Below are 17,420 nucleotides of genomic sequence, written 5' to 3' on the forward strand. Positions count from 1 at the left end.
GCGCCCGGACCCACGAGGGGTCCGGGCGCTCCGTCGTCGCGGGGTGCGGTCGGTCAGTGCACCGAGGCCGAGGCGACCTCCCGCTGAGCGGACCCGGCGTCCCGCTGGCCCGGCCCGGCGTTGGTGCCGGACTCCGGCAGGTCGTCGGAGCCGTGGTCGTCGAGCATCGTCTCCTCGTCGAAGGGGCTGCGGCCCGACAGCGCCGCCGACAGCTGCTCGCGGTCGAGCTCCTTGGTCCAGGTGGCGACCAGGACGGTGGCGATCGCGTTGCCGGCGAAGTTGGTCACCGCGCGGGCCTCGGACATGAACCGGTCGATGCCGACGATCAGGCCGACGCCGTCGAGCAGGTCGGGGCGGTGCGCCGACAGGCCACCGGCCAGCGTGGCCAGCCCGGCACCGGTGACGCCGGCGGCGCCCTTCGAGGCGATGATCATGAAGACCAGCAGCCCGAGCTGCTCGCCGAGGCTCAGCGGGTCGCCCAGCGCCTCGGCGATGAACAGCGAGGCCATCGTCAGGTAGATCGCGGTGCCGTCGAGGTTGAAGGAGTAGCCGGTCGGGACGACGATCCCGGCGACCGGCTGGCTGACGCCGGCGTGCTCCATCTTGGCGATCAGCCGGGGCAGCGCGGTCTCCGACGACGAGGTCGAGACGATGAGCAGGAACTCGCGGCCCAGGTACTTCAGCAGGGAGAAGACGTTGACCCGGGCGACCAGGCGCAGGATGAGCCCGAGGACGACGAAGACGAACAGCGCGCAGGTCACGTAGAAGGCGATCATGATGACCGCGAGGCTCTTCAGCGCGTCGATGCCGGTCTCGCCGACCACCGCCGCGATCGCGCCGAAGGCACCGATCGGGGCCAGCCACATGACCATCGCGAGGATGCGGAACACCAGCTTCTGCAGGTGCCCGATGCCGCGCAGCAGCGGCTCACCCGAGCGGCCCATGGCCTGGATCGCGAAACCGACCAACAGCGCCACCAGCAGCGCCTGCAGCACCGACCCCGCGGTCAGGGCCGACAGCAGCGTGGTCGGGATGAGCCCGAGCAGGAAGTCGACGGTGCCGCCGCTCTCGTGCGCCTCGCCGGCCAGCTGGGCGCCCTGGCCGGCCAGCTCGTCGGACAGCTGCAGCCCGTCGCCGGGGTGGATGACGTTGCCGACGACCAGGCCGATCGCCAGGGCGACGGTCGACATGAGGATGAAGTAGCCCAGGGCCAGGCCGCCGATCCGGCCCACCTTGGCCGCCTGCCGGATCGCGCCGATGCCCAGCACGATCGTGCAGAAGATGACCGGCGCGATCAGCATCTTGATCAGGCCCACGAACGCGGTGCCCAGCCACTTGAGCTCGGTCGCGAACCCCGGGAACAGGAAGCCGACCGCGATGCCGGCGAGGACCGCGCCGATCACGGCGATGTAGAGCCAGTGCGTGCGGTCCTTCCGCCGGGCGGTACCCGGGGGCTGCGCGTGCTCGGTGCCTGACGCCATGACGTCTCCTGTCGTCGGCCGGAGGCGACCTGCCTCCCGGTTCCGGGTCGGGGTGTGCCCCGGTGGGGGCGACGCCAGTCACACTCCCGGGTGTGGTGACCCCGGTCACCCATGTGTTCATTGCGTTCGCGGTGCGCCCCGGGGACGGCCACTGCGCCCTGCTCCCGCCCGGCCGCAGGCGGCAGACTCGGCGCGTGCCCGCCTTCCTGCCGCACCGCCGCGACGCGAGCCTGGCGCGCCGGCTGCTGCTGCTCCAGGCGCTGGTCGTCGGCGTCGTCGTCCTGACCGCGACGGCCGTGGCCTACCTCGACGCGCGCCAGGCCGTGCAGGAGACCGCCGAGCAGGAGACGACGGCGATCGTGGCCAGCCTCGCCGACTCGCCGCTGGTGCTCGGGGCGGTGACCGGTCCGGACCCGACCGCGGTGCTGCAGCCCTTCGTCGAGGAGGTGCGCGCCGACACCGGCACCTCGTTCATCACCGTGCTCGCGCCCGACCGGACCCGCTGGACGCACCCCGACCCGGAGCAGATCGGCCGCCCCTTCCGGGGCACGATCGCCCCGGCGCTGGCCGGGGAGACGTTCACCGAGACCTACACCGGCACCCTCGGCCCCTCGGTGCGGGCCACCGGCCCGGTCGTGGACGCCGACGGCGACGTCGTCGCGCTGGTGTCGGCCGGCATCACCGTCGCCGCGATCGGGGAGGACCTCGCCGCCGCCGTCCCCGGCATCGCGGGGACGGCGCTGGCCACCCTGGCCGTCGGCGGGCTCGGCAGCTGGGCGCTGAGCCGGCGGCTGCAGCGGCAGACCCACGGGCTCAGCCCGGCGCAGCTGGCGCGGATGGTCGAGTACCACCACGCGGTGCTGCACGCGGTCCGGGAGGGCCTGCTGCTGGTGGACGGCGAGGGGCGGGTGCAGCTGGTCAACGACGAGGCGCGGCGGCTGCTGGGCCTCGACGAGGACCCGGCCGGCCGGCACGTGGCCGACCTCGGGCTGCCCGCGGAGCTGACCGGTGTGCTGACCCAGCAGCGCACCGTCGTCGACGAGGTGCACGTGACCGGCACGCGGGTGCTGGTGGTCAACCAGGCGCCGCCCCGGGCCGGTGACCGCTCGGCCGGCACGGTGGTCACGCTGCGGGACCACACCGACCTGCAGGCGCTGACCGGCGAGCTGGACAGCGTGCGCGCCTTCGCCGAGTCGCTGCGGGCCCAGGCCCACGAGGCCGCCAACCGGCTGCACACCACCGTCTCCCTCGTCGAGCTCGGCCGCACCCAGGAGGCGGTCGACTTCGCCACCGCCGAGCTCGCCTCGGCCCAGCAGCTGACCGACCGGGTGGTCGGTGCCGTCGGCGACCCGGTGCTGGCCGCGCTGCTCCTGGGCAAGGCCGCGACCGCGCACGAGCGCGGCGTGCTGCTGGAGATCGACCCGGCGACGGCGGTCGGGGAGACCGGGCTGCCCGGCGGCGACCTGGTCACCATCGTGGGCAACCTGCTCGACAACGCCATCGACGCCGCCCTCGCGGGGGACCCGCCCCGGGAGGTGCAGCTGGCCGCGGAGGTGACCGGCGGCCGGCTGGAGATCCGGGTGGAGGACACCGGCCCCGGGGTGGCCGAGGAGGACGTGCCGCGGGTCTTCGAGCGCGGCTGGTCGACCAAGGAGACCAGCGCCGCGCCGGCCGGGCTCGGCCGCGGGCTGGGTCTGGCCCTGGTCGCGCAGGCGGTGCGCCGGCACGGCGGCTCGGTGACCGTCCGCCCCGGCCCGGGCGCGCAGTTCCTCGTCTCCCTGCCGGTGCAGGTGCCCGTCGGGGCGCCGCGGTGAGCGGCCCGGTCATCCGCGTGCTCGTCGTCGAGGACGAGCCGGTCGCGGCCGAGGCGCACCGGGCCTACGTGGACCGGACGTCGGGCTTCGGCACCGCGGCCGTCGCCGGTACCGGGGCCGCCGCCCTCGACGCGCTGGCCCGCGTGCCGGTCGACCTCGTGCTGCTGGACATGAACCTGCCCGACACCCACGGCATCGAGCTGTGCCGGCGGATCCGGGCGGCGGGCGCACCGGTCGACGTCCTCGCGGTGACCTCGGCCCGGGAACTGGCCACCGTGCGCGCCGCGGCCGCGCACGGCGTCGTCGGCTACCTGCTCAAGCCGTTCACCTATCCCGCGCTGCGCGAGCGGCTGACCGCCTACGCCGAGTACCGCGCGCGGCTGTCGGCCGCGGGGGACGCCGCCGGCCAGGACGAGGTCGACCGGGTGCTCGGCGCCGTCCGCCCGGCCCGGCCCGCACCGCTGCCGAAGGGGATGGGCCGGGAGACGCTGGACGCCGTCGTGGCCGCCGTCCGCACCTCCGCGGGCCTCTCGGCGGCCGAGACCGCGGAGCTGATCGGCGCCTCGCGGATCACCGCCCGCCGCTACCTGGAGTACCTCGCCGACACCGGCCTGGTCGACCGCGCGCCGCGGTACGGGGGCGCCGGCCGCCCGGAGCTGGAGTACCGCTGGCGCTGACCCGTGCGGCCCCTTGACCTCCAGTGCACTCGAACCCCGACGCTGGGCCCGCCCGAGAAATCCGTTGGCGGGCGATGAGCCGGGCGCGACGATCCCGTCAGAGGGAGCGGGGACGCTGCGCCCCACACCCGGCTGAGGGAGCACGATGACCGCACACTCCGCACTCGCCATCGAGGCCACCGGTCTCACCAAGTCCTTCGGGGCCACCCGCGCGGTGGCCGGCGTCGACCTCGCCGTCCCGGCCGGCACCGTCTACGGCGTCCTCGGGCCCAACGGGGCGGGGAAGACGACGACGATCCGCGTGCTGGCCACGCTGATCGAGCCCGACGCCGGCCGCGCCCGCGTCCTCGGCCACGACGTCGTCACCGAGGCCGACGCCGTCCGCGGGCTGGTCAGCCTCACCGGCCAGCTGGCCTCGGTCGACGAGGAGCTCACCGGCCGGGAGAACCTCGTGCTCCTCGGGCGGCTGCTGGGCCACCGGCGCGCCGCCGCCCGGGCCCGGGCCGACGAGCTGCTGGAGGCGTTCGGCATCGCCGAGGCCGCCGGCCGGCTGGTCAAGCACTACTCCGGCGGGATGCGCCGCCGCCTGGACATCGCGGCCAGCCTCGTCGTCACGCCGCAGCTGCTGTTCCTCGACGAGCCCACCACGGGCCTGGACCCGCGCTCGCGCAACCAGGTGTGGGAGATCGTGCGGGCCCTGGTCGCCGAGGGGACGACGATCCTGCTCTGCACCCAGTACCTGGAGGAGGCCGACCAGCTCGCCGACGGCCTGGCGGTCATCGACCGGGGGCGGGTGATCGCCGAGGGCACGCCCGGGCAGCTCAAGGCCTCGGTCGGCACCGGCGCCCTGCACGTGCGCCTGCACGACCCCGGCCAGCGCGCGGGGGCGGCGGCCGTCCTGCAGCGGGCGGTCGGCCCGGTGACGCCGGGGGACGACCCGGTCGCGCTGTCGGCGGCCTGCGGCGACGCCGCCACGGCCGCCCTCGGGCTGGCCGAGCTGGCCCGCGCCGGCGTCGGCATCGCCGACTTCTCCCTCGACCAGCCCAGCCTCGACGAGGTCTTCCTCGCGCTCACCGGCCACGCCGCCGAGGACGCCGACCGGGAGCCCGCGACCACCGCCCAGGAGCGTGCGTCATGACCACCACCGTCGTCCCCGACTCGGCCGACACCGCCGCCGTCCGCCGGGCCATCGCCACCACCGCCCGGCCGCCGCGCCCCGGGCCGCTCTCGGCGGCGCTGACCTTCGGCTGGCGGGGCATGCTCAAGGTCAAGCACGTCCCCGAGCAGCTGCTCGACGTGACCGTCACCCCGGTGATGTTCCTGCTGATGTTCACGTACCTGTTCGGCGGCGCCATCGCCGGCTCCACCAGCGCCTACCTGGACTACACGCTGCCCGGCCTGCTGGTGATGTCGGTGCTGTTCACCACCGTCTACTCCGGCGTCTCGCTCAACACCGACCTCACCAAGGGCGTGGTCGACCGGTTCCGCTCCCTGCCGATCTGGCGGCCGGCGCCGCTGCTCGGGTCGCTGCTCGGCGACAGCGTCCGGTACGTCGTGGCCGGCACCGTGATCATCGGGGTCGGCGTCCTCCTCGGCTACCGCCCCGAGGGGGGCCCGCTCGGCGCCGTGGCCGCGCTCGCGCTGGTCGTCGTCTTCTCGTTCGGCCTGTCGTGGGTCTTCTCGGCGCTCGGGCTGCTGATGCGCTCGCCGAACGCGGTCATGAACGCCGGGTTCATGGGCATCTTCCCGCTGACGTTCCTGTCCAACGTCTTCGTCGACCCGCGCACCCTGCCCGGGCCGCTGGAGGCGTTCGTCGAGGTCAACCCGATCTCGGTGCTGGCGACGGCCTCCCGCTCGCTGATGGCCGGTCAGCCCGACGGCGTGGCGATCGGCGTGTCGCTCGCGGTCGCCGCCGCCCTGGCCGCGGTGTTCCTGCCGGTCACCACCCGGCTCTACCGCAGCCGCTGAGCGGCGACCCGGGGGCCGTGCGGCCCGGGCCGGCCCCCGGGCGGCAGGCCCCCGGAGTCGCGTGGTGACCGGTGGACGCTCAGCGGGCCAGGTGCGCCCGGATCGCGGCCACGACCATGTGGTGGTCCTCGACCTGGGGCAGCCCGGAGACCACGACCGCGCCCACGGGCCCCACCGACCGCACGAGCACGGGGAAGGCACCGCCGTGGGCGGCGTACCGGGCCGGGTCCAGCCCGAACTCGTCCTCGAACGTCGTCCCCCGCTCGATGGAGGCCTGCCGCACGTAGAGGCTGCTGTGCCCGAAACGGTGCACGACCCGCGTCTTGCGCGCGATCCACTCGTCGTTGTCCGGCGTCGCCCCGGTCAGCGCGGCGGAGAACAGCCGGTGGCCGTTGCGGACGACGGCGACCGCGATCGGCGCGGCGTCCCGGCGGCCGGCCGCCACGAGCGCGGCGCCGAGGTCCCACGCGTCGTCGTTGGTGAAGCCGGCGAACTGCAGCTGCTGCTCCTCGGCGGCGAGCTCGGCGAGGGAGGGGAAGACGTCGGCCATCCCCCCTTCCTACCCGCCGTCCGCGCGCGGGCACCGGCCGGACGGGGTAGAGGTGGAGCACCCGAGCCGACAGGGGTGCGCGATGACGATCACCGAACGGGTGGACCGGTTCCAGCGGCGGCACCCCGCGGCGGGGTTCCCGATCGCGGTGGTCTACAAGTACTTCGACGACGACGGGCACTTCCTCGCCGCACTCATCACCTACTACGGCTTCCTCGCGCTGTTCCCGGTGCTGCTGCTCCTGGCCACGGTGCTGGGGCTGGTCCTGGCCGGGGACCCCGAGCTGCAGCGGCGGCTGCTGGACTCCGCGCTGGCCGAGTTCCCCGTCATCGGGCCGCAGCTGGGTACGCCGGAGGCCCTCGGCGGCGGGTTCACCGGCGTGGTCGTCGGCGGGCTGGTCGCCCTCTACGGCGCCCTGGGGCTCGGGCAGGCGATGCAGCACACGATGAACACCGTCTGGGCCGTGCCCCGGCACAGCCGGCCCGACCCGATCACCTCCCGCGGCCGCAGCCTGCTGCTGCTGTGCACCCTCGGGGTGCTGGTGCTCGCCTCGACGGTCCTGTCCGCGCTGGGCAGCGGCGCCGCGGCGTACGGCGGCGGGTTCAGCGGGGCCGTGCACGTGCTGGTCACCGTGGCCTCGGTGCTCGCCAACGCCGCGGTGTTCGTGCTCGGCTTCCGCATCACCACCGCGCGCCGGCTGAGCACCCGCGAGGTGCTGCCGGGCGCGCTGGCCGCCGCGGTGCTGTGGCAGCTGCTGCAGTCCTTCGGCGGGGTGTACGTGGCGCGGGTGGTCGCCAACGCCAACGCCGTCGACGCGGTGTTCGCCCTCGTCCTGGGCCTGGTCGCGTTCATCTACCTGGCCGCCACCGCGCTGGTGCTGTGCGCGGAGGTCAACGTCGTGCGGGTCGACCACCTGCACCCCCGGGCGCTGCTCACCCCCTTCGTCGACCACGACGACCTCACCGAGGGCGACGAGCGGGTGTTCGCCGAGGCGGCCCGCGCCCAGCGCGCGGTGCGGCACCAGCGCGTCGACGTCGCCTTCGACAAGGAGGCGTCCGACGACCGTCAGCGGGCCGGGCATGACGAGGGCGGCACGGGGTAGCCCCGGCGCACCCGACCGGGGGAGAGCCGTGGGCGACGACGGGGTGGCCGGACGCGTGCGGCGTGCGCTGACCGGGTCGGGCGCGCTGCGCCGGCCCGAGCTGCGGACCGGCGAGGGCCGCAGTGCTTCGCGCCTGGAGCTGTTCTTCGACCTCGCCTTCGTCCTGGTCGTGGCCGAGCTGGCCACCGCGCTCCGGGAGGACGTGACCTGGCACGGGGAGCTGCTGTTCGCCGGCCTGTTCACCACCGTGTGGTGGGCGTGGGTCAGCTCGACCCTCTACGCGAACCGGTTCGACCACGACGACGTCGTCTACCGGCTGCTCAAGCTGGGCAGCATGGCCGCCGTCGTCGGGCTGGCGGCGTCGGCCACCGGGGCGACGGGGGAGCTGTTCGCGGTCTTCGTGGGCTGTCAGCTGCTGCTGCGGGCGATGCTGCTGCTCCAGTACCACCGGGCGTACCGGCACGTGGCCGAGGCCCGTCCGGTCGCGCGGCTGTACCTGGCCGGGACGGCCGCGGGCGCGGTGCTCTGGGCGGTCTCGCTGCTGGTGCCGCAGCCGGTGGCGTACGGGTTGTGGGCCGCCGCCCTGCTGGCCGAGGCGCTGGTGCCGCTGCTGGCCACGCGCTCCTCGGCCGACGTCCCGCTGCACGTGGACCACCTGCCCGAACGCTTCGCCCTGTTCGTGATCCTGGTGCTCGGCGAGTCGGTGGCCGCGATCGCCCACGGGCTGACCGACGCGGACTGGTCGTCGTCCGCGGTGCCGGTCGCGGTGCTGGGCTTCGTGCTGGCCGCCGCGCTGTGGTGGAGCTGGTTCGACCTCGCCGGGGCCCGTGCCAAGCGGCTGCTCGACGAGGCCGGCGAGGCCAACAGCGACCACGCCCACGACGTCTACGTCTTCGCCCAGCTGCCCCTGACCCTGGCCCTGGCCACGGTCGGCGCGGGTCTGGAGCTCGCGGTCGTGCAGAGCGGCGAGGGCGACGTCCCCGCGGGCACCCGGCTGCTCCTGGCCGGCGGCGTGGTGGTCTACCTGCTGTCGGTCACCGTCACCGACGCCGGGATGTCCCGGCGGACCCGCCGCGGCTGGTGGTGGCCGCTGGCCGGAGCCGTCGTCGCGGGCCTGGACGCGCTCCTGGACCTGCCGGCCGCGGTGGTGGTCGGGGCGCTGGCCGCGGTAGTGGTGGCGGTGGTGGTCGTCGGCACGGTGGAGCGGGCGACCGGCCGGCTGCCGGTGGCGCCCGCCTGAGCGGCGGCTCAGAGGAAGGTGACGCCGCCGTCGACGACCACCGTCTGCCCGGTGACGAAGCCGCTGCCGCGGGAGCAGAGGAACGACACCGCGGGGCACAGGTCGTCGGGCAGCATGCCGCGCGGCACCGCGCGCCCCTGCGCCGCCGTCGCGACGTAGCCGGGCTCGTTGAGCGCGAACGTCGCCTCGGTCTCCACCAGCCCCGGTGAGACCGCGTTGACCGTGATGCCGTCGCGGCCCACCTCGCGGGCCACGCTGCGGGTCACGGCGATGACCGCGCCCTTCGACGCGGTGTAGTGCGCGAAGTACGGCACGCCCATGTGCACCGTCGAGGAGGCGATGTTGACGATCCGGCCGTACGCCTGCGCCTTCATCACCGGGTGCACGGCGCGCATGCCCAGCCACACCCCGCGGGCGTTGACCGTCATCACCCGGTCCCACTCGGCCACGGTGATCTCGGTGAACGGCGCCTTCGCCCCCAGCCCCTGGTAGACCGCCGCGTTGTTCACCAGCGCGTCGACCCGCCCGTGCCGCGCCACGGCCGCCTCGACCAGCCGGGCCCAGGCCGCCTCGTCGCCGACGTCGGTCGGGACCGCGTCGACCGTCCGCCCCTCCGCGCGCAGCTCGGCCACCAGCGGGCCGGCGTCGGCCACGTCGGCGACCACCACCGCCGCCCCCTGACGCGCCAGCGACCGGGCCAGCGTGGCCCCGATCCCGCGGGCACCCCCGGTCACCAGGACCACGGTGCCCGGCTCGACGGTGTTCTGCGGCACCGTCACGGCGCGCCCACCGCGGACCGCCGGCCCCCGACGAGCTCGCGGACGGCGGGGACCACCTCGTCGCGGAACAGTCGCACCGACTCCAGCACCGGCGCGAGCTCCAGCGAGCCCCACGCGAAGGCGCCGGCCAGGTGGTCGACCTCCCCGGTCGTGACCGTCTCGGCCACCTGCGCGGTCACCGTCTCCGGCGACCCGACGAAGAGCTTCCGCTCCGCGACCAGCCGGTCGAAGTCGACCGGGCCGCTGAACCGCTCGTTGCCGGCCCGGCGCCACAGGTGGGTGAAGCTGCGGTGGTGGTCGGCGAACGCCGGCCGGGCGAGGGCGAGCGCCGCGTCGTCGGTCGGTGCGACCAGGACGTGCCGCAGCACGCCGAACCGCGGCTCACGGCCGGGCACGCCGTACCGCGAGCCGCCACGGGCGGCCGACGCACGGTGGTGGGCGGCGAAGACCCGGCTCTGCTCCCGCACCACCTCCAGGGGCGGTGAGGTGAAGGCGAAGCCGAACAGGACGTCGTAGCCCTCGTCGCCCAGCCGCGGGATCGAGTCGGCGTTCGACGTCGGGTACCACAACGGCGGGTGCGGCCGCTGGTACACCGGCACGTGCAGCTCCACCGGCGCGGCGTCGGAGCCCGGCCGCCGGAACACCCCGGTCTCCAGCGCCTCCACCACCGCCGGGAGCACCTGCTCGAACCGCGCCGCGGTGTCCTCCCGGGTCAGCCCGTACATCGCCGCCTCGATCGGCGAGGAGCCCTTGCCCACGCCGACGTCCAGGCGGCCGTGGCTGAGCTGGTCGAGCATGCAGATCTCCTGCACCAGCCGCAGCGGGTCGTACAGCGGCACGATGAACGTCGTCGGCGCCAGCCGGATCCGGGAGGTCACCCGCGCCGCGGCGGCCAGGAACACCGCCGGGGACGGCGCCAGCCCGAGCGGCGTCCCGTGGTGCTCGGCCAGGTGGTAGGTGCTGAACCCGCCGCGGTCGGCCTCGGCCAGCACCCGCAGCCGGTCGTCGTAGGTCTCGGCCACCGTGCGGCCCGGGCGCGCGTCGACCCAGTCGAAGAGGCCGAACTCGAGGTCCGCCACCCCGCTCACGACCGCTGCTGCGCAGGTCGGGCGGCAGGGGGCGGTGCGTGCATCGGTCCTCCAGGTCCGGCGGGCGCGGGGCCTGCCCAGTGAGCCCGACGGCCGGCCGTCCGGCAACCCGGCGGGGACCTCCCCACCGCCCCGCGGCCCTGTTCGAGGGCACCTCCGGCACCCTCCTGACCAGCCGGTGTCCACCGGTTGAGACGCACATCACACCTCGGTTTGACGGCGTCGGGGAGGCGCGGGAGGCTGCCGACGTACCGACGCCGGAGCCCACGGCCCGCACCCACGGACCGTCTCCGACCTGGAACGACGGGGCACGCCCCCGGCCGAGGAGGACTCCGTGACAGCGACGCAGGAACGGTTGACGCGAGCCGGCGACAAGCTCCTCGGCAAGGTGGCCTTCGTGACCGGCGGCACCCGCGGCATCGGTGCCGCCATCTGCCGCAGCCTGGCCTCCCAGGGCGCCGACATCGCCGCCGGCTACAGCGGCAACACGCAGGCCGCCGAGCAGTTCTGCCAGGACGTCGGCGCGACCTACCCGGACACCCGCACCACGATCCACCGGGGCGACATCGGCTCCACCGACGACTGCAAGCGCACCATCGGCGAGGTCATCGAACAGCACGGCCGGCTGGACATCCTGGTCAACAACGCCGGGATCACCGCCGACAAGACGGCGCTGAAGATGACCGCGGACGACTGGCGGCGGGTCATCGACGTCAACCTCTCCGGCGCCTTCTACCTCTCCCAGGCCGCGCTGACCCACATGCTCGAGCGCGGCAGCGGCCGGATCGTCATGATCTCCTCGGTCATCGGTGAGACCGGCGGCATCGGCCAGGCCAACTACGCCTCGGCGAAGGCCGGCCTGCTCGGCCTCACCAAGACCCTCGCCCTCGAGGCGGCGATGCAGCTGCAGCGCAAGGGCATCACCGACGGCGTCGGTGTCACCGTCAACGCCGTCACCCCGGGCTACATCGCCACCGAGATGCTCGACACCGTCCCGGAGAAGGTCCTCGACGGCCTCAAGGCGAAGATCCCGCTGGGCCGGCTGGGCCGCCCCGAGGAGATCGCCCGCGTCGTGCACTTCCTCGCCGCCGACGCCTCCTCCTACATCACCGGGCAGACCTGGGGCGTCAACGGCGGCCTGGACATGTAGCCGCCCGGGAGAGGCGAGCCGACCGATCCGAACCGGGAGGGGTGCAGGGTGTTCAGCCGCATCGCCGTCGTCAACCGGGGCGAGCCCGCCATGCGGCTCATCCGCGCCGTCCGCGAGCTCGACGCCGAGCACGGGTCACGGACCCGCGTCATCGCCCTGCACACCGAGGCCGAACGGCGGGCCACGTTCGTCCGCGCCGCCGACGAGGCGGTCCTGCTCCGGGAGACCGGCGAGGCCAACCCCTACCTCGACCACGCCGAGCTGGCCCGCGCGCTACGCGCCTGCGCGGCCGACGCGGCGTGGGTGGGCTGGGGCTTCGTCGCCGAGGACCCCGCCTTCGCGGAGCTGTGCGCCGACCTCGGGGTGACCTTCATCGGGCCGTCGCCGGAGGCCATGCGGCTGCTGGGGGCCAAGATCGAGGCCAAGGTGCTGGCGGAGAAGGCCGGCGTCCCCGTGGCCCCGTGGAGCGGCGGCGCGGTGGAGACCCTCGACGAGGGCCGCCGGCACGCCGAGACCATCGGCTACCCGCTGATCGTCAAGGCCCGCAGCGGCGGCGGGGGCCGCGGCATCCGGGTGGTGCGCAGCGAGGCCGAGCTCGAGGAGGCGCTGACCCGCACCCAGGCCGAGGCGCAGCGCACCTTCGGCGACCCGGTCGTGTTCATGGAGCGGCTGGTCGAGGGCGGCCGGCACGTCGAGGTCCAGGTGATCGCCGACCAGCACGGCACGGTGTGGGCGCCCGGGGTCCGCGACTGCTCGGTGCAGCGGCGCAACCAGAAGGTGATCGAGGAGTCCAGCTCCCCGGCGCTGTCGGAGGAGCAGGACGCCGCCCTGCGCGGCTCGGCGATCGCCCTGGTCAAGGCCGCCGGCTACGTCGGCGCCGGCACGGTGGAGTTCCTGTACCAGCCCGACGAGCGGCTGTTCACCTTCCTCGAGGTCAACACCCGCCTGCAGGTCGAGCACCCGGTGACCGAGGAGGTCACCGGCCTGGACATCGTCAAGCTGCAGCTGCACGTGGCCGCCGGCGGGCGGCTGGAGGGCGAGCCGCCCCCGGCGTCGGGCCACGCCATCGAGGCCCGGCTCAACGCCGAGGACGCCGAGGCCGGTTTCGCCCCCGCCCCGGGACGCGTCGAGCTGATGCGGCTGCCCACCGGCCCGGGCGTGCGGGTCGACACCGGGATGAGCGTCGGCGACGTCATCCCGCCGGCCTACGACTCCATGGTCGCCAAGGTGATCGCCTGGGGCCGGGACCGCCCCGAGGCGCTGGCCCGGCTGCGCTGCGCGCTGCGCGAGACCACCGTCGTGCTGCGCGGCGGCACCACCACCAAGTCCTTCCTGCTGGACCTGCTCGACCGGCCCGAGGTCGTCGCCGGCACCGCCGACACCGCCTGGCTGGACCGCGCCGGCACCGGCGGCGGGGTCCCCGACGCCGCGTCGGCGTGGGTGGCCCTGGTACAGGTGGCCATCGACGTCGCCGACGAGGAGGAGGCCTGGGAGCGCAGCGCCTTCCTGGCCTCGGCGCGGGGCGGCCGGCCCCGGGCACCGCACGGGGTGGGCCGCCCCATGGACCTCGGCTACCGCGGCCAGGTCTACCGGCTCACCGTCGCCCGCACCGGTCCCGACCGCTACCGCGTGACGCTCGACGGCCGGTCGGTCGACGTGGAGCTGGACCGGCTCAGCCCGCTGGAGAGCCGGCTGGCCGTCGGCGACCGGCGGTACGCGATCGTCGCGGTCACCGCACCCGGCTCCCACCTGGTCGAGGTCGACGGCGTCGCGCACCGCGTCAGCCGGGACGCCGGCGGCACCGTGCGGGCCCCGGCCCCCGCGGTGGTCGTCGCCGTCCGCGCCCGGCCCGGCGAGGAGGTCGAGGCCGGCCAGACGATCGTGGTCCTCGAGAGCATGAAGATGGAGACCGCGGTGCGCGCGCCCTTCGCCGGGCGGGTCCGCGAGGTGCTCGCCGCGGTCAACGCCCAGGTCGACGCCGGCGCCGCGCTGCTGAGCCTGGACCGGGCCGGCGGGGACGCCGCGGAGGCCACCGGCGACCGGGTGGAGCTGCCCGACGGCGAGGTGGCCGGCACCGCCGCCGACGCCCGCGAGCGCGCCGAGGCGCTGCTGGCCGGCATGCAGGCGCTGCTCACCGGTTACGACGTCGGCGCCGCCCACGCCCGGGCGCTGGTCGCCGAGTACGGCCGGGTCCGCGGCGAGCTGCCCGCCGACGACCCCGAGCTGGTGCAGCGGGAGCTCGCCGTGCTCACCACGTTCGCCGACCTGGCCGAGCTCTCCCGCAACCGGCCGGCCAGCGAGGAGGAGGAGGCCGACCAGCAGGTCCACAGCCCGCGCGAGTACTTCCACGCCTACCTGCACTCGCTGGACGTCGAGCGGGAGGGCCTGCCGGACAGCTTCCGCGACCGGCTGTCCCGGGCGCTGCGGCACTACGGGGTCGAGGACCTCGAGCCGGGGCCGGCGCTGCAGGAGGCGGTGCACCGGGTCTTCCTCGGCCAGCAGCGTGTCGCCGACCAGCTGCCCGCCGTCCTCGCGCTGCTGGACCGCTGGCTCACCGCCGAGCTGCCCGCCGACCCGGTGCGGTCGCAGGTGGGCGAGGTGCTCGACCGCCTCGTCGTCGCCACCCAGCTGCGCTACCCCTCGGTGGGCGACCTGGCCCGCGCCGTCCGCTACCGGCACTTCGAGGAGCCGGTCGTCCGGCAGGCCCGCCAGCAGGTGCTCGAGGAGGCCCGGCGGCTGCTCACCGAGCTCGACGAGGCCGGCGAGCGGGGTGACCCGAGCGCCGGTGTGGACCGCATGGAGGCGCTGGTCGCCAGCCCCGAGCCGCTGATCACCCTGCTGGCGCAGCGCTTCGGCCGGCAGACGACCGTCCCCGACCCGGTGCTCGAGGTGCTCACCCGGCGCTACTACCGCAGCCGCGCCCTCCAGGACGTCCACAGCACGCTGCTCGACGGGCGCTCCTGCGTCACCGCCGACTACGACCTGGCCGGCTCCCGGCTGCACCTGGTCGCGCTCATGGTCGAGGACGGCGGCCTGCCCGCCGCCCTGGCCTCGCTGGAGCCGGTGTTCGCCGGCGTCGCCGACCCGGCCGGCCTGGTCGTCGACCTGTACCTGTCCTGGCCCGACCGGCCCACCGACGACGACGAGGTGTCCGCGCGGCTGCGCGAGCAGCTCGTCGGCAGCGCGGCGCTGCGGGGCGGCCGGCGGGTGACGGTCAGCGTGTGCACGCCCGACGGCGAGGTCGAGGTGTTCACCTTCCGCCCGGCGCCGGAGGGCGCCGACGGCGGCGGGCTGGCCGAGGAGCGGATCGTCCGCGGCCTGCACCCGCTGACCGCCCAGCGGCTGAACCTGTGGCGGCTGAAGAACTTCGACGGCGAGCGGGCGCCCTCGGCCGAGGACACCTACCTGTTCCACATCACGGGCAGGGAGAACCCGAACGACGAGCGGTTCATCGCGATGGCCGAGGTCCGGGACCTCACCCCGGTCCGGGACGACGCCGGCGAGGTCGTGGGCTTCCCGACGATCGAGCGGCAGCTGACCTCGTGCCTGGACAGCCTGCGGCGGGCCCAGTCCCTGCGCCGCTCCCGGCGGCCGCTGCAGCACAACCGGGTCTACCTCTACGCCTGGCCGTCGATCGAGGTGCCGCTGTCCCAGGTGGCGGCCTTCGCCCGCACCGCGGCGCCGCTGACCGTCGGCGCCGGGCTGGACCAGATCGTGCTGCTGGCCCGGCTGCAGGAGGAGCAGGGCCGCCCGCCCCGCGACGTGGCGCTGCGCTTCTCCGCCCGGCCCGGCACTGGGGTGCGCATGGAGGTCACCGACCGCCCCACCGAGCCCATGCGCCCGCTGGACGAGTACACCGAGAAGGTGCTGAGCTCGCGGGCCCGCGGCGCTCCCTACCCCTACGAGCTGGCCCCGTACCTGGCCGGGCCCGACGGCAGCTTCGTCGAGCACGACCTGGACGACCGCGGCCGGCTGGTGCCGGTGCAGCGGCCGCCGGGCCGCAACCGCGCCGGGCTGGTCGTCGGCGTGGTGACCACGCCCACCGAGCGCTACCCCGAGGGCGTCACCCGGGTGGCCCTGTTCGGCGACCCCACCAAGCAGCTGGGCACCGTCTCCGAGCCCGAGTGCGCCCGCGTCGTGGCCGCCCTCGACCTGGCCGAGGAGCAGGGTCTGCCGGTCGAGTGGTTCGCGCTGTCCTCCGGCGCGCGCATCTCCATGGACAGCGGCACCGAGAACATGGACTGGGTCTCCCGGGCACTGCGCCGCATCATCGAGTTCACCCAGGCCGGCGGCGAGATCAACGTCGTCGTCGCCGGGATCAACGTCGGCGCCCAGCCCTACTGGAACGCCGAGGCCACGATGCTCATGCACACCAAGGGCATCCTGGTCATGACGCCGGACAGCGCGATGGTGCTCACCGGGAAGCACTCCCTGGACTACTCCGGCGGGGTGTCGGCGGAGGACAACTTCGGCATCGGCGGCTACGACCGGGTGATGGGCCCCAACGGCCAGGCGCAGTACTGGGCGCCGAGTCTCACCGCCGCCTGCCAGCTGCTCACCCAGCACTACGAGCACACCTACCGGGCGCCGGGGGAGCGGTGGCCGCGGCCGGCCCGCACCACCGACCCGCGCGACCGCGACGTGCGCGACTTCCCGCACACCCACCCGGCCAGCGACTTCACGCGGGTCGGCGACATCTTCTCGCCGGAGACGAACCCCGACCGGAAGAAGGCCTTCGACATCCGCACGGTCATGCGCGCGGTGGCCGACGCCGACCACCCGCCGCTGGAGCGCTGGGCCGGGATGGCCGACGCCGACACCTCCGTCGTCTACGACGCGCACCTCGGTGGCCACCCGGTGACGCTGCTGGGCATCGAGTCCCGGCCCATCCCGCGGCGCGGCAGCTACCCGGCCGACGGGCCCGACCAGTGGACGGCGGGCACGCTGTTCCCGCGGTCGTCGAAGAAGACCGCGCGGGCGATCAACGCCACCAGCGGCACCCGGCCACTGGTCGTGCTGGCCAACCTGTCGGGCTTCGACGGCTCCCCGGAGTCGCTGCGCAACCTGCAGCTGGAGTACGGCGCGGAGATCGGCCGGGCCATCACCAACTTCGACGGCCCGATCGTCTTCTGCGTGGTCTCCCGGTACCACGGCGGCGCCTTCGTGGTCTTCTCCGGCGTCCTCAACGACAACATGGAGGTCCTCGCCGTCGAGGGCTCCTACGCCTCGGTGCTCGGCGGGGCGCCGGCGGCGGCGGTCGTCTTCACCCGCGACGTCGACCAGCGCACCGCGAAGGACCCCCGCGTGCGCGAGCTCGAGGCCGCCATCGCCGCCGCCGACGGCGTGGAGGCCGCCCACCTGCGGGTGCAGCTGGCCGAGCTGCGCACCGCGGTCCGCTCCGAGAAGCTCGGTGAGGTCGCCGCCGAGTTCGAGGCCATCCACAACATCGAGCGCGCCCAGCAGGTGGGCTCCGTGCACGCGATCATCCCCGCCGCCGAGCTCCGCCCCCGCCTCATCGAGGCGGTGGAGCGGGGGATGGAGCGCGCCGGCACCCAGCCGTCCCCGTAGCCC

The 17,420-nt window shown here is 75.0% G+C and carries 12 protein-coding genes; 8 read left to right on the top strand and 4 right to left on the bottom strand.

Features of this window, described 5'->3' with window-relative positions; all coding sequences use genetic code 11:
- Positions 1 to 53 precede the first annotated feature (53 nt).
- Positions 54 to 1,481 (bottom strand): cation:dicarboxylate symporter family transporter, encoded by a 1,428-nt coding sequence (locus tag ACI79E_RS14190; protein WP_456933198.1) that lies wholly within the window; start codon positions 1,479 to 1,481, stop codon positions 54 to 56.
- Positions 1,482 to 1,675: 194 nt separating this feature from the next.
- Between ACI79E_RS14190 and ACI79E_RS14195 the strand changes: the two genes are divergently transcribed.
- From ACI79E_RS14195 to ACI79E_RS14210, 4 genes are all read left to right on the top strand, one after another.
- Positions 1,676 to 3,295, top strand: coding sequence for a sensor histidine kinase (locus ACI79E_RS14195; protein WP_456933199.1), 1,620 nt, complete (start codon positions 1,676 to 1,678; stop codon positions 3,293 to 3,295).
- Complete coding sequence (locus tag ACI79E_RS14200; RefSeq protein ID WP_456933200.1) at positions 3,292 to 3,972, top strand: response regulator; 681 nt, start codon at positions 3,292 to 3,294, stop codon at positions 3,970 to 3,972. Before ACI79E_RS14195 ends, ACI79E_RS14200 begins: the two co-directional genes overlap by 4 nt.
- 145 nt (positions 3,973 to 4,117) lie before the next feature.
- Positions 4,118 to 5,110 carry an ATP-binding cassette domain-containing protein gene (locus ACI79E_RS14205; protein WP_456933201.1) on the top strand — a complete coding sequence of 331 codons (993 nt, stop codon included), beginning with the start codon at positions 4,118 to 4,120 and terminating at the stop codon, positions 5,108 to 5,110.
- Positions 5,107 to 5,940 carry an ABC transporter permease gene (locus tag ACI79E_RS14210; RefSeq protein WP_456933202.1) on the top strand — a complete coding sequence of 278 codons (834 nt, stop codon included), beginning with the start codon at positions 5,107 to 5,109 and terminating at the stop codon, positions 5,938 to 5,940. The genes ACI79E_RS14205 and ACI79E_RS14210 overlap by 4 nt, the downstream gene beginning before the upstream one ends.
- A 79-nt stretch (positions 5,941 to 6,019) precedes the next feature.
- Here ACI79E_RS14210 and ACI79E_RS14215 read toward each other — a convergent pair whose 3' ends face one another.
- Positions 6,020 to 6,490, bottom strand: a complete 471-nt coding sequence (locus tag ACI79E_RS14215; RefSeq protein ID WP_456933203.1) for a heme-degrading domain-containing protein — start codon at positions 6,488 to 6,490, stop codon at positions 6,020 to 6,022.
- Between the two features lie 82 nt (positions 6,491 to 6,572).
- On the opposite strand from ACI79E_RS14215, the gene ACI79E_RS14220 reads away from it, so the two are divergent.
- Complete coding sequence (locus ACI79E_RS14220; protein ID WP_456933204.1) at positions 6,573 to 7,592, top strand: YihY/virulence factor BrkB family protein; 1,020 nt, start codon at positions 6,573 to 6,575, stop codon at positions 7,590 to 7,592.
- Between the two features lie 28 nt (positions 7,593 to 7,620).
- Positions 7,621 to 8,832 (top strand): low temperature requirement protein A, encoded by a 1,212-nt coding sequence (locus ACI79E_RS14225; protein ID WP_456933205.1) that lies wholly within the window; start codon positions 7,621 to 7,623, stop codon positions 8,830 to 8,832.
- An 8-nt stretch (positions 8,833 to 8,840) separates the two neighbouring features.
- On the opposite strand, the gene ACI79E_RS14230 is transcribed toward ACI79E_RS14225, so the two are convergent.
- A complete protein-coding gene (locus ACI79E_RS14230) occupies positions 8,841 to 9,611 on the bottom strand; it encodes an SDR family NAD(P)-dependent oxidoreductase (RefSeq protein ID WP_456933206.1) in 771 nt (256 codons plus the stop codon).
- Positions 9,608 to 10,699: an LLM class flavin-dependent oxidoreductase gene (locus tag ACI79E_RS14235; RefSeq protein ID WP_456933207.1), complete on the bottom strand. Its 1,092-nt coding sequence runs from the start codon at positions 10,697 to 10,699 to the stop codon at positions 9,608 to 9,610. The genes ACI79E_RS14230 and ACI79E_RS14235 overlap by 4 nt, the downstream gene beginning before the upstream one ends.
- A gap of 334 nt (positions 10,700 to 11,033) precedes the next feature.
- Between ACI79E_RS14235 and fabG the strand changes: the two genes are divergently transcribed.
- Together fabG and ACI79E_RS14245 are read left to right on the top strand one after the other, a co-directional pair.
- Positions 11,034 to 11,849, top strand: coding sequence for a 3-oxoacyl-ACP reductase FabG (fabG, locus tag ACI79E_RS14240; RefSeq protein ID WP_456933208.1), 816 nt, complete (start codon positions 11,034 to 11,036; stop codon positions 11,847 to 11,849).
- A 48-nt stretch (positions 11,850 to 11,897) separates the two neighbouring features.
- The gene (locus ACI79E_RS14245) at positions 11,898 to 17,417 is read left to right on the top strand and encodes an ATP-binding protein (protein ID WP_456933209.1); all 5,520 of its coding nucleotides are present in this window, start codon (positions 11,898 to 11,900) and stop codon (positions 17,415 to 17,417) included.
- Positions 17,418 to 17,420: the final 3 nt, after the last annotated feature.

This window comes from Geodermatophilus sp. SYSU D00079, from assembly GCF_054050635.1.